Source organism: Pseudomonas sp. BAY1663 (genome assembly GCF_000582595.1).
Classification (GTDB): domain Bacteria; phylum Pseudomonadota; class Gammaproteobacteria; order Pseudomonadales; family Pseudomonadaceae; genus Stutzerimonas; species Stutzerimonas stutzeri_AF.
In genome coordinates this window covers 1-16,928 of record NZ_AZSV01000093.1, presented here as the reverse complement: position 1 = coordinate 16,928, position 16,928 = coordinate 1, and the positions used below count along the sequence as shown (strand labels likewise).

Sequence of the window (16,928 nt, the reverse complement as noted above, 5' to 3'; positions counted from 1 at the left end):
CCCGCGCCGGCGCCGATCGCGGCACCGGTCGATCCGCCCAGGTGCTCGCCCACCACCGAACCCAGGGCCCCGCCCAGCGCCGCCGACGGCGGCCTCGGTGTTGCTGCCGGCGACCGCCGCGCCACTGAGCAAGCTGGCGGACAACAGGAAAATCGAGGCGTACTTCATGGTGTTATCCCGAACTGTGGAATGGCCGCGCGATCCTCACGTGCCGTTGCGCTTGCCGCAAGGCTTTCCCGACGAAATGAGTGACGCCGTTCTTGTTTTGTAATTATTTGATTTTAAAGAGGAACTTTGGCTTGGCGAGGCGGTCGGGGGGCTCGCGGGCGTCAGCCCCTTCACGGGGGCGTCCTGGGCGTCAGCGCCGGTCGGCGGCGATGAGCATGTCGCGCACGCGCTTGGCCAGCTCGTCGAGATTGAACGGCTTGCTGATCATATCCATGCCGGGGTCGAGGAAGCCGCTGCTGGCGGCCTGCTCGGCATAGCCGGTCATGAACAGCACCAGCAGGTCGGGACGGCGCTGGCGGGCGATGTCGGCCAGTTGCCGACCATTCATTCCCGGTAGGCCGACATCGGTGATCAGCAGGTCGATGTGCTCGTCGGTTCCCAGCACTTCCACCGCGCGGTTGCCGTCGGCCGCTTCCAGGGCGCGGTAACCGAGCATTTCCAGCACATCGAGGACCAGCAGGCGGACCGCCGGATCATCCTCGACCACCAGTACGCTTTCGCCCTGCTGCGCCTGCAGCGCGCCGCCGGCTTCGCCAGCGACGGCAGCCGTTTGCGGCTGTTGCTGGTGGGCCGGCAGGTAGAGGCGCACCTCGGTACCTTCGCCGAGGGTGCTGGTGATCTGCACGTGGCCCCCGGCCTGGCGGGTGAAGCCGTAGATCATCGACAGGCCGAGGCCGGTGCCCTGGCCGATGGGCTTGGTGGTGAAGAAGGGCTCGAAGACACTGGCCAGCACCTTGGCGGTCATGCCGCAGCCGCTGTCGGCGACGCTGAGGGTGACATAGCGCCCGGCGGCCAGCTCGCCGATCTCGCCCTGGTGCTGCAACTGCACGTTGGCGGTGGCGATGCGCAGGGTGCCGCCGTCGGGCATGGCGTCGCGCGCATTGATCACCAGGTTGAGCAGGGCGCTTTCCAGCTGGTTTTCGTCGCTGTTGGCAGCCCATAGTCCGGCCTGCAGGTCGGTCTCGATGCGGATATGGCTGCCCAGCGTGCGGCTCAGCAGGTCGCGCATCGAATCGATCAGCTCGTTCAGCTCGACCCGCTTGAGGTTCAGCGGCTGGCGGCGGGCGAAGGCCAGCAGGCGGTGGGTCAGTGCGGCGGCGCGATTGGCCGAGGTGGCCGCGGCCTCGATGAAGCGCTGGGTCTCGGCGTGGCGGCCGGACTGGATGTAGCGCTGGATCAGGTCGAGCCCGCCGATGATGCCGGTGAGCATGTTGTTGAAGTCGTGGGCGATGCCGCCGGTGAGCTGGCCGACCGCCTCCATCTTCTGCGCCTGGCGCAGCGCGGCCTGGGTCTGCTCGCGGGTGGCCATTTCCTTGAGCAGGCGCTCGTAGACTTCCGCCAGCGCCTCGGTACGCTCCTGGACGCGGCTCTCCAGCGTCTCGTTGAGTTCGCGCAGCGCCTGCTCGGCCTGGCGCCGCTCGCTGACGTCGAGGGCGAGGACGAAGAAGCCCTGTACCACCTCGTGCTCGTCGTGCCGCGGCAGGTACTGCACCAGCAGGTGGCGTGGCGTGCCGTCGCCTGGTGGTTGGCCTCGAAGGCGACCCGCTGCCCGCTCAGCGCGGCACGGATGTTCCCCGTGCGGCTGGCATAGACCTGCTCGCCGAGCACCTCCTGCAAGGTTCGCCCGACCAGCCGGGACTGGCCGAGCCATTCGCGGCAGGAGCGGTTGTGGAAGCGGAAGCGCTCCTGGTTGTCGATGTAGGCGATCAGCACGGGCAGGGCGTCGGTGATGATCTTCAGCTCGGCTTCGCTGTTGCGCAGGGCCTCTTCGCTGAGGTGTTGCCGGGTGATGTCCATCACCGCGCCGGGAAAGCGCAGTGCCCGGCCGGCGTCGTCGTAGTGGCAGCGCCCGCGGGCGAAGGCCCAGCGCGTTTCGCCGCCGTCGCTGTGCAGGCGATAGCGCTCGGCCAGTTCGCCTCCGCTGGCGATGCACTGCTCCAGCGCGGCGCGCACGCGGCCATGGTCATCGCCATGGATGTGCTCGAAGAACGCCTCGAGCGAGAGTCCCTGGCTGCCGCCGGGCAGTTCGAGCTGGTGGACGCGTGACAGTTCGGCCCCGGCGGGCGCGCTGCCGGGGCCGATGTCCCAGTCCCAGATGCCGATCAGGTCGCTGGCCTCCAGCGCCAGCTGCAGGCGGTGTTCGCTGAGCCGGTGGGCTTCGGCGCTGAGCTTGTAGCGCAGCGCGGCCTGCGACAGGCGGGCCTCGCTACGCACGCGGTCGCTGGTTTCGCAGAGGCACAGCAGCAGCCCGCCGATGCCCTGCCGGTCGTCGCGGATCGGGCTGAGGGCGAGGTTGAACCAGGCCTCGACGAGCCCGCCGTCGCGTTCGAGCTTCAGGTGCTGGTTGTACAACACGCGGGCCTCGCCGCGGCGGGCGGTGTCGCAGGCCGGCGCGAGCAGTTCCCAGGTCGCGCCCCAGCGGCTGCAGGCGGGCTGGCCGAGTTCGGCGGGGTGGCGGCTGCCGATCAGCGCGGCATGGGCGTCGTTGTACAGTTGCAGCGCCTGCTCGCCCCAGAGGATGCACATCGGCAGCGGGGCCTCGAGGATGGTGTCGAGCAGTACGCGCAGGGCCGCCGGCCAGCGCTGGAGCGGTCCCAGCTTCGTCGCACTCCAGTCGTGCCGGCGGATCTGCCGCCCCATCTCGCTGTTGCTGTGCGGCCAGAGGTCGGCCCCTGCTGCTGGCATGTCGTGTCCTATCGATCAATCCGTGGCTGAACTGCGGAACCGAGACAGGTAGCGGGCGTTTCGGTTCCGTCGTTTCGATGCTTGCCGACCCCCGTTCGTCCTGGAACCGGGTGCTGTCGGCGACAACGCGGCCAAGTGTAAGGCCTGCGCGGCCAGGGGTGCAGCGTTTCCCGTCAGGCCCGGTGGCCTTGCAGGCTGCGCACCAGGTCGAGGTAATCCTCGACCGCGGCGAACTCCTCGGTGTCCTTCGGCGCGCGGCGGCTGTCCGGTTCGCGAACCGCGAGCAGGTGGGCCACGCCGAAGCGCCGGGCGCTGCGCAGGATCGGCAGGCTGTCGTCGATGAACAGCGCGCGCGCCGGGTCGAATGCTAGGTCCTGCCTGAGTGCGTGCCAGAACTGCGCCTCTTCCTTGGGGAAGCCATAGTCGTGGGAGCTGATCAGGCGATCGAACCAGGGCGCCAGTTCGACCTTCTCCAGTTTCAGCGACAGCGAGTCGCGATGCGCATTGGTGATCAATACCACGCGCTTGCCCGCCGCGCGCAGGGCGCCGAGGAATTCGTCGGCGGCCGGGCGCAGGGCGATCAGCTCGGCCACCTCGCGCTTCATCTCGCGGATCGGCAGGTCGAGCTCACGGCTCCAGTAGTCCAGGCAGTACCAGGTGAGCTTGCCGACGTGTTCGTTGAACAGCGGCGCCAGCTCCAGTTCGGCCATCGCGCGGCTGATGGCGTGGCGTTCGGCGTAGCGCTGCGGCAGCAGTTCGAGCCAGAAGTGGTTGTCGAAATGCAGGTCCAGCAGGGTGCCGTCCATGTCGAGCAGGACGGTGTCGATTTCGGACCAGGGCAGGGACGCGATCATGGGACAGGCTCTTCGTGCGGCGGTGGGTTGAAAGGGCGTCGGTGGTCGGCTGGTTGCAAAGCGCTCACGGTCATCGCAAAAAGCCGGGTTATGATAGCCGCTCGCGTTTCCAGGAGTTGCCCATGCGCCAGAAACCCACCGTGCTCGCTCGTGAGATCGTCGCCAGCAGCCGCCTGTTCCGTGTCGAGGAATTGCAGCTGCGCTTTTCCAACGGCGTGGAGCGCACCTACGAACGCCTGGTCGGCAAGGGCAGCGGCTACGGCGCGGTGATGATCGTGGCGCTGGTCGATGCCGAGAACGCCCTGCTGATCGAGGAATACTGCGGCGGCACCGACAGCTACGAGCTGTCCCTGCCCAAGGGCCTGATCGAGCCCGGCGAGGATGTGCTGGAGGCCGCCAACCGCGAACTCAAGGAAGAGGCCGGTTTCGGCGCCCGGCGCCTGGAGCTGCTGACCGAGCTGTCGCTGTCGCCGGGCTACATGAGCCAGAAGATCCAGGTGGTGCTGGCGCGCGACCTGTATCCCGAGCACCTCCCCGGAGACGAGCCGGAGCCGATGCGTATCGAGCAGGTCAGCCTGCGCGAGCTGTCGAGCCTGATCCAGCATCCGCAGTTCAGCGAGGGGCGCGCCCTGGCGGCGCTCTACCTGGCCCGCGATCTATTGACCCAGCGCGGGGAGTTCACCCCATGAGCCATCCCTATCTGTCGGCGGTGATCGATCTGGTGCGCCAGGCCGGCGAAGCCATCCTGCCGTACTGGCGCAGCGATCTGGAGGTGCAGGCCAAGGCCGATGCGTCGCCGGTCACGGCTGCGGACCTGGCCGCCCATCACGTGTTGCTGGAGGGCCTGACGGCGCTGGATGCCAGCATCCCGGTGCTTTCGGAAGAGGACTGCGCGGCCCCGCTCGGCGAGCGGGCCGGCTGGACGCGCTGGTGGCTGGTCGATCCGCTGGACGGCACCAAGGAATTCATCGCCGGCAGCGAGGAGTTCACCGTCAACGTGGCGCTGGTCGAGCAGGGCAAGGTGCGCTTCGGCGTGGTCGGGATACCCGCCAGCGGCCGCTGTTATTACGGTGGCGAGGATTTCGGCGCCTGGCGCAGTGAAGCCTCGGGCGATACCCAGCCCTTGCGCGTGCGCCAGCGTTCGCCGCAGGCGTTCACCCTGGTGGCCAGCCGGCGCCACAGCAGCCCCGCCCAGGAGCGCCTGCTCGCTGGCCTGCGCCAGCGCTTCGGCGAGCTGGCGCTGGTGAATGTCGGCAGTTCGCTGAAGTTCTGCCTGCTCGCCGAAGGCGCGGCCGATTGCTACCCGCGCCTGGCGCCCACCTCGCAGTGGGATACGGCCGCGGCCCAGGGCGTGCTCGAAGGCGCCGGTGGCGAGGTGCTGGATCTCAGCGGTGCGCCGCTGAGCTATGAGGCGCGGGAGAGCTATCTCAATCCCTCGTTCCTGGCCTTGCCCGGGGGTGTCGCCTGGCGTGACGGGCTGATCGGTATCGCGCGGGGCAGCGAAAGCGGCTTGAAGCCGGAAGCTTGAGCGGGAAGAAGGAGCCTGGCAGGCGCGGTGATGGAGCGGATGCGCTTCAGGCTCGCTTCCTGTTTCACCGGGGAAACGCGCTGCTGCGTGGAATTGGCACTTCCGTAGGAGCGGGCCATGCCCGCGATGCCTTCGTGTGGTCGGGATTCGCGAGCATGGCTCGCTCCTACGGGGCGTCGTGCGCTCGGCGTTGCCGATGAGCCTGGCTTGCAGCCGCCTTACTTGTGCAAGACGAACTGCCCGGTGAAACGCACGGCATCACGGCCGTCGGCCGCCAGGATCCGGCTTTGCAGCTCCAGGCGCGAGCGGCCGCGGCGGCGGTAGATGGCCTCGAAGCGTTCCCAGGCGGCTTCGCTCGGCGCCGAGCAGATGGCGATGGCGTCGTCCACCACCGGCAACGGGTATTCGATCTGCCCCTCGTGGATGACGATATGGCCGTCCTCGATGCCCGCCTCGCGCAGGCGCAGGTGCAGCCAGCCCCAGCCGGCCAGTACCGCGGCGCAATACAGGCTGCCACCGAACATGCTGCTCTTGTGGTTGATGTTCGGCTGCAGCGGTACCTGCAGGCGCAGCTCGTGGTTTTCCCACTGATCGACGCGCAGGCCCAGCGAGCGGGTCAGCGGGATGTCGTGATGGAGGATGGCTTCCAGGTAGCGGCTATCGCGGCTCATGCCGGGGCGGTTCCTAAACGTTACGAAGATACAGACAGACGCCAAGCATGACTCTTGAGTCACGGTTTGGCCAGCCCGTTCGCGACTTTCGCCGGGCGGCCGGCGCGCCTGGCGGCTGGTGTTCCCGAACGGTGCCGGAGATGCCGCCGGGGGTAGCTGGTGGTGCGCCGGCGTCAGCCCGAAGACTTGCTGCGGTAGGCGCAGTAACCCGGTCGCGGGCCGATGCGCGGGTGGTTGCGGCAGGTGTCCGGGCGTTTGGCATAGACGCTGCAGAGGCGGGTCTTGTGGTCCAGATAGAGGCAGTCGCCGTTGGCCAGCCGGGTCAGGGTGAAGATTTCGTGCTTGTGGTTGAAGTGCTCGACGATGCCGGCCTTGCCCAGGCGCTTGGCGATGGTCTTCGCCGGCTCGTCGCGCTCGAAGGCGTCGACCAGCTCCAGGCGGATCAGGTCATCGATGCGCACTTCCACCGGCAGGGTGCAACAGGTCGCATGGCAGTCGCGGCACAGGCCATTGCTGTAGCGCACCCAGGTTTCCAGGCGATCCGGGTCGGCGGAGGCGATCAGCTTGTTCTTCACGGGCGGGCGTTCGAGCAGGTGGGGCGGCGCGATCATAGCGATCTGCGCGGGAATTGCCAGTGTTTCCGCCCCGCGCCATTGCCGGACAGGCGGTAGCGCAGATGTAAGGGAAACCTGCAAACCTTTCAGGATCGTCAACGCCGTAGATGAACGGGCGCGGCTGCCATGAGTCCCTTTTGTGTGTCTTCGCTAACCGAGGTCTGTCCATGACGCAGGAAACCGTTAATCCCACCGCCGATGAGGTCACCGCTTTCCGTGAACGCGTGTTGCGCAAGCTCACCTACGCGGTGGGCAAGGACCCGGAGCATGCCTCGGACCACGACTGGTTCGAGGCCGTCGCCCTGGCCGCGCGTGACAGCACCATCGATCGCTGGATGGACTGCACCCGGCAGACCTACCGCGAGGGCCAGAAGCGGGTCTACTACCTTTCCCTGGAATTCCTCATCGGCCGCCTGCTGGTCGACAGCCTGAGCAACCTCGGCCTGTTCGAGGTGGCGCGCGAAGCGCTGGCGGAGCTGGACGTGGATATCGACCGCATCCGCCTGCTGGAGCCGGATGCGGCGCTGGGGAACGGTGGCCTGGGGCGCCTGGCGGCCTGCTTCATGGAAAGCATGGCGACCCTGGGCGTGGCCTCGCACGGTTACGGCATCCGCTACGACCATGGCCTGTTCCGTCAGGCCATCGTCGATGGCTGGCAGCACGAGCAGACCGAAACCTGGCTGGATTTGGGCAACCCCTGGGAGTTCGAGCGCTCGGAGGTCAGCTACTTGATCGGTTTCGGCGGCAACGTCGCCGCCAGCACCGACGAGCGCGGCGAGGTGCAGCATTTCTGGCACTGGGCCGAAGGCGTGCGGGCGATCGCCTACGACACGCCGATCGTCGGCTGGCGCGGGGCGGGCGTGAACACCCTGCGCCTGTGGCGCGCCCGGCCGGAGGCGGATTTCCACCTGGAGCGCTTCAACGCCGGCGACCATATCGGTGCCGCTGCCGAAGAGGCGCGCGCCGAAAGCATCTCGCGGGTGCTCTACCCGGCCGACAGCACCGAGGCCGGCCAGGAGCTGCGCCTGCGCCAGGAATATTTCTTCGTCGCCGCCTCGTTGCAGGATCTGCTGCGCCGCCACCTCAAGCAGCGCGGCACGCTGGACAACCTGCCGGAGTTCGCCGCCATCCAGCTCAACGACACCCACCCGGCGATCGCCGTGGCCGAGTTGATGCGCCTGCTGGTCGACGTGCACGGCTACGAGTGGACGCATGCCTGGCGGCTGACCACCGCGACGCTGTCCTATACCAACCACACGCTGCTGCCCGAGGCGCTGGAAACCTGGCCGGTGGGGCTGATGGAGCGCCTGCTGCCACGGCACATGCAGATCATCTACCTGATCAACGCCTTCCACCTCGACTGCCTGCGCGAGCGCGGGCTGCACGACGCCGACCTGCTGCGCTCGGTCTCGCTGATCGAGGAGGACCACGGCCGCCGGGTGCGCATGGGCAACCTGGCCTTCCTCGGCTCGCACAGCACCAATGGCGTCTCGGCCCTGCATACCCAGCTGATGCGCAAGACGGTGTTCACCGACCTGCACGGGCTGTATCCGCAGCGGATCAACAACAAGACCAACGGCATCACCTTCCGCCGCTGGCTGTACCAGGCCAACCCGCAGCTCACCCGGCTGCTGGTCGACAACCTCGGCGAGGACCTGCTCGATGCGCCGGAGACGCGCCTGCGCGAGCTCGAGCCCTATGCCGAGCAGGCGCACTTTCGCCAGCGCTTCGCCGAGCAGCGGCTGGCCAACAAGCGGCATCTGGCGAATGTGATCCACGAGCGCCTGGGCATCTGCGTCGATCCGCAGGCGCTGTTCGACGTGCACGTCAAGCGCATCCACGAATACAAGCGCCAGTTGCTCAACCTGCTGCACACCGTGGCGCTGTACCACGCCATTCGCGACGATCCGGGCGGCAACTGGGTACCGCGGGTGAAGATCTTCGCCGGCAAGGCGGCGGCCAGCTATCACCAGGCCAAGCTGATCATCAAGCTGAGCAACGACATCGCCAACACCATCAACGCCGACCCCACGGTGCGCGGCCTGCTCAAGGTGGTGTTCCTGCCCAACTACAACGTCAGCCTGGCCGAGGACATCATTCCCGCCGCCGACCTCTCCGAGCAGATCTCCACCGCCGGCCTGGAGGCTTCCGGCACCAGCAACATGAAGTTCGCCCTCAACGGCGCGCTGACCATCGGCACGCTGGACGGCGCCAATGTCGAGATGAGCGAGCAGGTGGGGCTGGAGCACATGTTCATCTTCGGCCTCACCGCGCAGCAGGTGAGCGCGCGCAAGCTCGCCAACGAATACAACGCCGAGGCCACCATCGACGCCACCCCACGGCTCAAGGAGGTGCTGGCGGCGATTCGTGGCGGCGCCTTCTGCTCGGAGGACCCGGCCCGCTACGCCGGCCTGGTGGACGGCCTCAGCTGGCACGACACCTTCATGGTCTGCGCCGACTTCGACGCCTACTGGCAGGCGCAGCTGGATGTCGAGGCGTGCTGGCGCGACCCGGCCCGCTGGTGGCGCTCGGCGGTGCTGAACACCGCGCGGATGGGCTGGTTCTCTTCGGACCGGACCATCCGCGAATATGCCCGCGATATCTGGAAGGTCATGTAGCGCGCCTGCCTGCAGGCTGTACGGGCGGTGCCACCAGCGATGCCGGCGGCCGCTTGCCGTTTCGCTGAACTCTGCCTGCTGCCTGCCGGTCTGAGGGGAGTTAGTTTCCCCGCGGCCTGCTAAACTGCGCGGGTTTATCCTTCCTCCGGAGCCATTTCCATGTCACGCGTAACCCTCAGTCGCTACCTCATCGAGCAGACTCGCAGCAACAACACCCCGGCGGACCTGCGCTTTCTAATCGAGGTGGTCGCGCGAGCGTGCAAGGAGATCAGCCACGCGGTATCCAAGGGCGCCCTCGGCGGGGTGCTGGGCAGTAACGACAGCGAGAACATCCAGGGCGAGGTGCAGAAGAAGCTCGACGTGCTCTCCAACGAGATCCTGCTGGAGGCCAACGAATGGGGCGGGCACCTGGCCGGCATGGCTTCCGAGGAAATGGACAACGCCTACCAGATTCCCGGCAAGTACCCCAAGGGCGCCTACCTGCTGGTCTTCGATCCGCTGGACGGCTCCAGCAACATCGACGTGAACGTCTCGGTCGGCACCATCTTCTCGGTGCTGCGCTGCCCGGATGCCTGCTTCAGCCAGAATGACGCGCTGGGCGAGGAAGCCTTCCTCCAGCCCGGCACCAAGCAGGTCGCCGCCGGCTACGCCATCTACGGCCCGCAGACCATGCTGGTGCTGACCCTCGGCGATGGCGTCATGGGCTTCACCCTGGACCGCGAGCTGGGCAGCTTCGTGCTCACCCACGAGCGTCTGCGAGTGCCGGAAAGCACCGCCGAATTCGCCATCAACATGTCCAACCAGCGCCACTGGGAAGAGCCGGTCAGGCGCTACGTCGGCGAGCTGTTGGCCGGCGAGACCGGGCCGCTGGGCAAGAACTACAACATGCGCTGGATCGCCTCGATGGTCGCCGACGTGCACCGCATCCTCACCCGCGGCGGCCTGTTCATGTACCCGCGCGACGCCCGCGAGCCGGAGAAGCCGGGCAAGCTGCGCCTGATGTACGAGGCCAACCCGATGTCGATGATCATCGAGCAGGCCGGCGGCGCGGCCACCAATGGCCTGCAGCGCATCCTCGATATCCAGCCCGAATCCCTGCACCAGCGCGTGGCGGTGTTCCTCGGCTCGAAGGAAGAAGTCGAACGCATCACCGGCTACCACCAGGCTGAGCGATGCCGGCCCCCTGGCAGCAACTGTTCGACTGGTGGTTCGGCCAGGGCGCCACGGCGGCTGACATCGCCGCCGAGAAGCATGCGCTGTGGTTCGGCTACAAGCCGGCGCAGGATGCCGAGGCCGGCGAGCGCTTCGGCGCCTGGACGCAGCAGGCGCTCGATGGTGGCCTGCAGGAATGGGTCGGGCAGCCCGAGGGCTGGCTGGCGTTGCTGCTGTTGCTCGACCAGCTGCCGCGGATGATCCATCGCGGCACGCCGCAGGCGTTCGCCGGCGATGCGCGTGCCCAGCAGCTGGTCCGCGATGGCCTGGCACACGGCGGCGACATGCTGCTGGCGCCGATCCAGCGGGTATTCGTCTACCTGGTGCTGGAGCACAGCGAGAATCTCGCCGTGCAGGAGCTGGCCGTCGCGCATTTCACCGCGCTGCGGGACATCGCCGCGGCCGGCGAGCGCAAGCTGTACGACGACTTTCTCGATTATGCCGAGCGCCACCGCGAGGTGATCTCGCGTTTCGGCCGCTTTCCCCATCGCAACGCCATGCTCGGGCGCGAGTCCAGCGACGCCGAGGCGGCCTTTCTGGCACGCCCGGGTTCGGGTTTCTGAGTGCCGGCTGCGATGCAGTGAATCCTATAAAGAAGCAAGGAGCTCGATATGTCGTTGCGTACCCCATTGCTGATCGCCGCCGCGCTGTTGCTCGGCGCCTGCAGCCCGATCACCCAGGAGAACTTCGCCAAGCTCAAGCCCGGCATGGAACGCGCCGAGGTGGAGCGACTGCTCGGCAAGCCGGCCGAGTGCGCCGGCGCGCTGGGCATGTCCAGCTGCACCTGGGGCGAGAAGAACCGCTTCATCAGCGTGCAGTTCGCCGGCGACAAGGTGATGATGTTTTCCGGCAAGGGCCTCAAGTAGCCGCCCCGCTCAGTCCCACTCCAGCTGCGCCAGTTGCCAGTCGTTCCCTTCCCGCCGCCACTGCAGCCGGATCTGGTAGTGGCCCGCCTGCTGCGGAATCAGCGCTTCGGCGCCGGTCAGGGCGAGCTGTGCCTCGGTGTGGCCGCGGTCGGGATAAGTGGGATCGATCCAGCTTCGCTGGGTCAGCGCGATCACCTTGACGTTGCGATGGCGCAGGAACATCAGCGCTGCGGTACGCCTGGCCCACTCGCGGTCGTACTGCCGCTGGGCCTGGAAGTCGGCGTGCAGCAGCTCCATCAGTGCGCTGGTCTGCTTGCTTTCCAGGCTGGCCTGGAGCCTCTCGGCGGCGGCCTGCAGCGCCGCTTCCGGATCGTCGCGCGCGCAGCTGGCGAGCGACAGTGCACAGAGCAGGGGGATGGTAGCGGCTAATTTCCACGGTGACATGCTCAACTCCTCGAACCCCGTTATGATGCCGCTAACGTCATGCGGGCTGGCCGGCCCGCCGTAGATCGGGAGTGTGCCATGCAGACCTTGTTTCCGGAGATAAAACCCTACGCCCGGCACGAGCTGGCGGTCGAAGAACCGCATGTGCTTTACGTCGACGAGAGCGGTTCGCCGGATGGTCTGCCGGTGGTGTTCGTGCATGGCGGCCCCGGCGGCGGCTGCGACGCCATCAGCCGGCGCTTCTTCGACCCGACCCTGTACCGCATCATCACCTTCGACCAGCGCGGCTGCGGGCGCTCGACGCCGCATGCGAGCCTGGAGGACAACACCACCGCGCACCTGATCGCCGACATGCAGCGCATTCGCGAACACCTGGGCATCGACAAGTGGGTGCTGTTCGGCGGCTCCTGGGGCTCGACGCTGTCGCTGGCCTACGCCCAGGCCTACCCCGAGCACGTGCACGCACTGATCCTGCGCGGCATCTTCCTCTGCCGGCCGCACGATCTGGCCTGGTTCTACCAGGACGGCGCCAGCCGCCTGTTCCCCGACTACTGGCAGGACTTCATCGCACCGATCCCGCCGGAGGAGCGCGACGACCTGATGCAGGCGTACTACCGCAGGCTCACCGGCAGCGACCAGATCGCCCAGATGCACGCGGCCAAGGCCTGGTCCTGCTGGGAGGGGCGTACCGCCACCCTGCGGCCGAACAACCACGTGGTCGAGCGCTTCACCGATGCTCATCGCGCGCTGTCGATGGCGCGCATCGAATGCCACTACTTCGTCAACCAGGCCTTCCTCGAGCCGGACCAGTTGCTGCGCGACATGCCGAAGATCGCCCACCTGCCCGGCATCATCGTGCATGGCCGCTACGATGCCATCTGCCCGCTGGACAATGCCTGGGCACTGCACCAGGCCTGGCCGAACAGCGAGCTGCAGATCATCCGCGACGCCGGCCATTCCGCGGCGGAAAGCGGGATCGCCGATGCGCTGGTGCGCGCCACCGGCGAGATCGCCCATCGCCTGCTCGACCTGCCGCCGGCGGATGCCTGATGGAGACGCGCGGATGAAGGGGCTGATCCAGCGCGTGCGGCATGCGCGAGTCGAAGTCGCCGGTGAGGTGGTCGGCGCCATCGACCAGGGCCTGCTGGTACTGGTCGGCGTCGAACGCGAGGACGACCGTGCGCGGGCCGACAAGCTGCTGCACAAGCTGCTCAACTACCGGGTGTTCGGCGATGCGAGGGGCGGATGAACCGCTCGTTGCAGGACGTCGGCGGCGGCCTGCTGCTGGTGTCGCAATTCACCCTGGCGGCCGATACCCGCAGCGGTTTGCGCCCGAGCTTTTCCTCCGCCGCGCCACCGGCGCAGGGCGAAGAGCTCTACGACTACCTGCTCGCGCAGGCGCGCCAGCAGCACCCGCAGGTGGCCTGCGGGCGTTTCGGCGCCGAGATGCAGGTGCACCTGCTCAACGACGGGCCGGTGACCTTCCTGCTGGAGAGCTGAATCACGGGCTGGCTCGGACCTCAGCGCCCGGCCGGCTCCAGGTCGTTGTCGTGCAGCCAGCTGATGGCGTATTCGCGAAGCTGCACGGTCTGGTAGCGCAGCCAGGCCTCGCGGGTCTCGGGAAAATCTTCCAGCTTGAAATCGAAGGTGCGCAGCGGTTTGCGACCGTTCAGTGCATTGCTCAGCACGGCATGCGCGATGGGGTCGTGCTGGGTGAACAGGAAGGCCTCGCGCATGGCGATCGATTGCGCCAGTTCCAGCGGCTCTATCTGCAGGTAGCGATCCTGCTGCACGTCGTACTTCTCCATGACGCCGGGCGCCGGCTCGCCGGGGAAGACCGCGCGAATCTCGCCGTTTTCCAGGTCGAGGTAGTATTCGGCGGTATCGCGCCCGTCCAGTGCGTATTCCAGGCGGTGCAAGTCGATGGTCAGTGGTCGCATGGCAAGGACGGCTCTTTGATTGGGATTCTGTCGGGGAAAGACCCTAGCTCTCTGACCCCCGTGCACCGGCTGGGTGCGCTACGTTCATCGGGGCCGGCTGTAAACGCTGTGGTCGATTCGCTCAGAACAACCGGGCCAGCAGCGCGCTGACCGCCGTTTCCACGCGCAGGATGCGCTCGCCGAGCTGCACCGGCTGCAGGCCGGCGGCGGCGAGCTTTTCCACCTCATAGGGAATCCAGCCGCCTTCCGGGCCGATGGCCAGGGTCACCGGCTCGGCCAGCGCACGGGGGCAGGCCGGATAGTCGCCGGGATGGCCGAGCAGGCCGCGGGTGCCGGCGGCCAGCTGTGGCAGGCGATCCTCGACGAAGGGCTTGAAGCGCTTTTCGATGCTGACCTCGGGCAGCACGGTATCGCGCGCCTGCTCCAGGCCCAGGACCAGCTGTTCGCGAATAGCCGCGGGTTCGAGGAAGGGCGTCTGCCAGAAGCTCTTTTCCACCCGGTAGCTGTTGAGCAGCACCAGGCGCGGCACGCCCATGGCGGCGACGGTCTGCAGCACCCGGCGCAGCATCTTCGGCCGCGGCAGGGCGAGCAGCAGGGTCACCGGCAGCTTGGCCGGCGGCGGCTGGTCGAGGGTCACTTGCAGTTCGGCCTCGCGGGCATCCAGGCGCAGCAGGCGACCGCTGCCCATGTGGCCGCCGAGCAGGCCGACGCGCAGGGTTTCGCCGGCCTCGGCGCGATGTACCTGCTGCAGGTGCGTGAGGCGACGGTCGCGCAGCAGCACGCGGTCGCCGGCGACGAAATCGGCCGTTTCGAGCAGCAGCAGGTTCACGGACGTGGCGCGGGTGGCTGGTCGCCGGGTTCCGAGGCCTCCGGCTCGGCATCGCCACGGAAATGCGCGTCGCGCTTCTTGACCATGCTGCCGCAGATCAGCCCGGCCTCGAACAGCAGCCACATCGGCACGGCCAGCAGTGCCTGCGAGAACACGTCCGGCGGCGTCAGCACCATGCCGACCACGAAGCAGCCGACGATCACGTAGGGACGACTCTTGCGCAGGCTGGCGACATCGACGATGCCGACCCAGATCAGCAGGAAGGTCGCCACCGGAATCTCGAACGCCACGCCGAAGGCGAAGAACAGCGTGAGGACGAAATCCAGGTACTGGCCGATATCGGTCATCATCGCCACGCCTTCCGGGGTCACGCTGGCGAAGAAGCCGAACATGATCGGGAACACCACGAAGTAGGCGAAGGCCATGCCGGCATAGAACAGCACGATGCTCGATACCAGCAGCGGCACGGCGATGCGCTTCTCGTGCTTGTACAGGCCGGGGGCGATGAAGCCCCAGATCTGGTGCAGGATGATCGGCATCGAGAGGAACAGCGCGACCATCAGCGTCAGCTTGAACGGCGTCAGGAACGGCGAGGCGACGCCGGTGGCGATCATCGTCGCGCCTTCCGGCAGATAGGCGCGCAGCGGTGCGGCGACCAGCGCGTAGATCTGCTGGGAGAAGTAGAACAGCCCGCCGAACAGCAGGCCGATGGCGATCACGCAGCGCAGCAGGCGCTTGCGTAGCTCGGTCAGGTGGGCGACCAGCGGCATTTCCTGGTCGTCGATGGAAGACTGGCTCATGGTTCGGGCGATCTGTCAGGGCGTGGAGCGGGTTCGGCGGCCTTGGGCGGCTCGGCCGGCTGCTCGAGCCCGGCCGGCTGTTCGACGCTGGCCGGTTCGGCCGGGCTGCTGGCGGCGGGTTTGCTGTCGCCCGCGCTCGAGGCGGTGCCGGTCGCCGGCGGCAGGATGCTTTGCTTCATTTCCCGTTCGAGGTCGAGGATGCGCTCGTTGTGCAACTGCCGGCGAATCTCGTCGGCGCCGATCTCGCGCTCGACCTCGGCCTTGATGTTGCTGAAGCTGCGTTTCAGGCGGCCGACCCACAAGCCGGTGGTGCGCACCGCGCCGGGCAGGCGTTCCGGGCCGAGCACCAGCAGCGCCACCAGGCCGACCAGCAGCAGTTCGGTGAAACCGATATCGAACATCAGGACGTGCTCACATCAAAAGGGAGAGCGGCCGCGCAAGGGCGGGCATCCGAGTGGAGGTCCGCCGGCGCGCGGCCGCGTCGTGCGTTGGGACTAGTCTTTCTTGGTCGGTTCTTCGACCTTGCGTGCCTGGGCGTCGATGGTCTGCCCCGGCTTCTCTTCCACGCCGGGCTTGTCCTCGTCGGTGCCCATGGATTTGCGGAAGCCCTTGATCGCATCGCCGAGATCGGAGCCCAGGCCCTTGAGGCGCTTGGTACCGAACAGCATGATGACGATGAGCAGGATGATCAGGAGTTGCCAGATGCTGATGCCGCCAAAACCCATGGTGATATCTCCGATGTAATCAGGTTTGCGGGCGCGCGGCTTTTTCCGCGTGCCCGGAGAGACCGAAGCGCCGGTCCAGCTCGTCCAGTACCGCCTGCGGGTGCTGGCCGAGGGCGGCGAGCATGACCAGGCTGTGGAACCAGAGATCGGCGGTTTCGTAGATCAGGTCGCTGCAGTCGCCGCTGACGGCGGCGTCCTTGGCGGCGAGGATGGTCTCCACCGATTCCTCGCCGACCTTTTCGAGAATCTTGTTCAGCCCCTTGTGATACAGGCTGGCCACGTAGGAGCTGTCCGGCGCCGCATCCTTGCGGGCTTCCAGCACCTCGGCCAGGCGGGCGAAGGTGTCACTCATGCTTGTGCTCCGCATAGATGGCGCCGGGGTCCTTGAGGACCGGTTCGACGGTTTTCCAGGCGCCGTTTTCGTAGACGCGGTAGAAGCAGCTTTCGCGGCCGGTATGGCAGGCGATACCGCCGATCTGCTCGACCATGAGGATGATCACGTCCGCGTCGCAGTCCAGGCGCAGTTCGTGCAGCCGCTGCACGTGGCCGGACTCCTCGCCCTTGCGCCACAACTTGCCGCGCGAGCGCGACCAGTAGATGGCGCGGTTCTCCTGCGCGGTCAGCGCCAGGGCCTCGCGGTTCATCCAGGCCATCATCAGCACGCGGCCTGTCTTGTGGTCCTGCGCGATCGCCGGGACCAAGCCGTCGGCGTTCCAGTTGATCTCGTCCAGCCAGTTCATCGAATTCTCCGCTCAATGCGCCAAGTGTGCCAGCCCGAATCGGCGCTGGCTATCGGCGCACCACGATGAGGATGCCCGCCGCCAGCATGAGCCAGGCCGGCCAGGCGGCCAGCGCGGTGAAGCTGGCGGCGTTGCTCGCCAGGGTCGCGCCGCCGCCCAGCAGCACGGCGCCGG

General features: G+C 67.3%; 17 protein-coding genes and 4 pseudogenes. 8 read left to right on the top strand and 13 right to left on the bottom strand.

What is annotated here, in order from left to right; genetic code table 11:
* From BAY1663_RS26080 to yrfG, 3 genes and pseudogenes are all read right to left on the bottom strand, one after another.
* Nucleotides 1-168, bottom strand: a pseudogene (locus tag BAY1663_RS26080) (hypothetical protein); the annotation flags it as partial.
* Between the two features lie 190 nt (nucleotides 169-358).
* Nucleotides 359-2,913, bottom strand: a pseudogene (locus BAY1663_RS19365) (PAS domain-containing protein).
* Between the two features lie 173 nt (nucleotides 2,914-3,086).
* Nucleotides 3,087-3,764 carry a GMP/IMP nucleotidase gene (yrfG, locus tag BAY1663_RS19360; protein ID WP_164838475.1) on the bottom strand — a complete coding sequence of 226 codons (678 nt, stop codon included), beginning with the start codon at nucleotides 3,762-3,764 and terminating at the stop codon, nucleotides 3,087-3,089.
* Between the two features lie 125 nt (nucleotides 3,765-3,889).
* Between yrfG and nudE the strand changes: the two genes are divergently transcribed.
* Nucleotides 3,890-4,456, top strand: coding sequence for an ADP compounds hydrolase NudE (nudE, locus tag BAY1663_RS19355; protein ID WP_037043930.1), 567 nt, complete (start codon nucleotides 3,890-3,892; stop codon nucleotides 4,454-4,456).
* Nucleotides 4,453-5,295, top strand: a complete 843-nt coding sequence (gene cysQ / locus BAY1663_RS19350) for a 3'(2'),5'-bisphosphate nucleotidase CysQ (RefSeq protein WP_037043927.1) — start codon at nucleotides 4,453-4,455, stop codon at nucleotides 5,293-5,295. Before nudE ends, cysQ begins: the two co-directional genes overlap by 4 nt.
* 218 nt (nucleotides 5,296-5,513) lie before the next feature.
* Here the strand turns inward: cysQ and BAY1663_RS19345 are convergent, their stop codons facing one another.
* Both BAY1663_RS19345 and BAY1663_RS19340 read right to left on the bottom strand, forming a co-directional pair.
* Nucleotides 5,514-5,966, bottom strand: a complete 453-nt coding sequence (locus BAY1663_RS19345) for a thioesterase domain-containing protein (RefSeq protein ID WP_037043924.1) — start codon at nucleotides 5,964-5,966, stop codon at nucleotides 5,514-5,516.
* Between the two features lie 173 nt (nucleotides 5,967-6,139).
* Entirely contained in the window at nucleotides 6,140-6,541 is a 402-nt protein-coding gene (locus BAY1663_RS19340) for a YkgJ family cysteine cluster protein (RefSeq protein ID WP_037043944.1), read from the bottom strand.
* Between the two features lie 206 nt (nucleotides 6,542-6,747).
* On the opposite strand from BAY1663_RS19340, the gene BAY1663_RS19335 reads away from it, so the two are divergent.
* The 4 genes and pseudogenes from BAY1663_RS19335 (at nucleotide 6,748) to bamE (ending at nucleotide 11,276) form a co-directional block, all read left to right on the top strand.
* Nucleotides 6,748-9,198 (top strand): glycogen/starch/alpha-glucan phosphorylase, encoded by a 2,451-nt coding sequence (locus tag BAY1663_RS19335; RefSeq protein WP_037043922.1) that lies wholly within the window; start codon nucleotides 6,748-6,750, stop codon nucleotides 9,196-9,198.
* Nucleotides 9,199-9,357: 159 nt separating this feature from the next.
* Nucleotides 9,358-10,359, top strand: a pseudogene (locus BAY1663_RS19330) (class 1 fructose-bisphosphatase); the annotation flags it as partial.
* An 11-nt stretch (nucleotides 10,360-10,370) separates the two neighbouring features.
* On the top strand, nucleotides 10,371-10,973 hold the full coding sequence (locus tag BAY1663_RS19325; RefSeq protein ID WP_037043920.1) for a DUF924 family protein: 603 nt from the start codon (nucleotides 10,371-10,373) through the stop codon (nucleotides 10,971-10,973).
* A 48-nt stretch (nucleotides 10,974-11,021) separates the two neighbouring features.
* On the top strand, nucleotides 11,022-11,276 hold the full coding sequence (gene bamE / locus BAY1663_RS19320) for an outer membrane protein assembly factor BamE (RefSeq protein WP_037043918.1): 255 nt from the start codon (nucleotides 11,022-11,024) through the stop codon (nucleotides 11,274-11,276).
* 9 nt (nucleotides 11,277-11,285) lie between these two features.
* Here bamE and BAY1663_RS19315 read toward each other — a convergent pair whose 3' ends face one another.
* Nucleotides 11,286-11,720, bottom strand: coding sequence for a hypothetical protein (locus tag BAY1663_RS19315; RefSeq protein ID WP_037043915.1), 435 nt, complete (start codon nucleotides 11,718-11,720; stop codon nucleotides 11,286-11,288).
* Nucleotides 11,721-11,798: 78 nt separating this feature from the next.
* Here BAY1663_RS19315 and pip point away from each other — a divergent pair, with 78 nt between their 5' ends.
* Both pip and dtd read left to right on the top strand, forming a co-directional pair.
* Nucleotides 11,799-12,770 carry a prolyl aminopeptidase gene (pip, locus tag BAY1663_RS19310; RefSeq protein WP_037043912.1) on the top strand — a complete coding sequence of 324 codons (972 nt, stop codon included), beginning with the start codon at nucleotides 11,799-11,801 and terminating at the stop codon, nucleotides 12,768-12,770.
* Nucleotides 12,771-12,783: 13 nt separating this feature from the next.
* Nucleotides 12,784-13,220, top strand: a pseudogene (gene dtd, locus BAY1663_RS19305) (D-aminoacyl-tRNA deacylase).
* 20 nt (nucleotides 13,221-13,240) lie between these two features.
* Here dtd and BAY1663_RS19300 read toward each other — a convergent pair.
* The 7 genes from BAY1663_RS19300 to hisI form a co-directional block, all read right to left on the bottom strand.
* Nucleotides 13,241-13,660: a UPF0158 family protein gene (locus tag BAY1663_RS19300; protein WP_037043910.1), complete on the bottom strand. Its 420-nt coding sequence runs from the start codon at nucleotides 13,658-13,660 to the stop codon at nucleotides 13,241-13,243.
* 121 nt (nucleotides 13,661-13,781) lie between these two features.
* Entirely contained in the window at nucleotides 13,782-14,489 is a 708-nt protein-coding gene (locus tag BAY1663_RS19295) for a 16S rRNA (uracil(1498)-N(3))-methyltransferase (RefSeq protein WP_037043907.1), read from the bottom strand.
* Nucleotides 14,486-15,289: a twin-arginine translocase subunit TatC gene (gene tatC / locus BAY1663_RS19290; protein WP_037043905.1), complete on the bottom strand. Its 804-nt coding sequence runs from the start codon at nucleotides 15,287-15,289 to the stop codon at nucleotides 14,486-14,488. The genes BAY1663_RS19295 and tatC overlap by 4 nt, the downstream gene beginning before the upstream one ends.
* A complete protein-coding gene (tatB, locus tag BAY1663_RS19285; RefSeq protein ID WP_037043904.1) occupies nucleotides 15,286-15,690 on the bottom strand; it encodes a Sec-independent protein translocase protein TatB in 405 nt (134 codons plus the stop codon). The genes tatC and tatB overlap by 4 nt, the downstream gene beginning before the upstream one ends.
* Nucleotides 15,691-15,783: 93 nt before the next feature.
* Nucleotides 15,784-16,014, bottom strand: a complete 231-nt coding sequence (tatA, locus tag BAY1663_RS19280) for a twin-arginine translocase TatA/TatE family subunit (RefSeq protein ID WP_037043902.1) — start codon at nucleotides 16,012-16,014, stop codon at nucleotides 15,784-15,786.
* A gap of 19 nt (nucleotides 16,015-16,033) precedes the next feature.
* Nucleotides 16,034-16,366 carry a phosphoribosyl-ATP diphosphatase gene (locus BAY1663_RS19275; protein WP_037043901.1) on the bottom strand — a complete coding sequence of 111 codons (333 nt, stop codon included), beginning with the start codon at nucleotides 16,364-16,366 and terminating at the stop codon, nucleotides 16,034-16,036.
* Nucleotides 16,359-16,754, bottom strand: a complete 396-nt coding sequence (hisI, locus tag BAY1663_RS19270; protein WP_037043899.1) for a phosphoribosyl-AMP cyclohydrolase — start codon at nucleotides 16,752-16,754, stop codon at nucleotides 16,359-16,361. The genes BAY1663_RS19275 and hisI overlap by 8 nt, the downstream gene beginning before the upstream one ends.
* Nucleotides 16,755-16,928 lie beyond the last annotated feature (174 nt).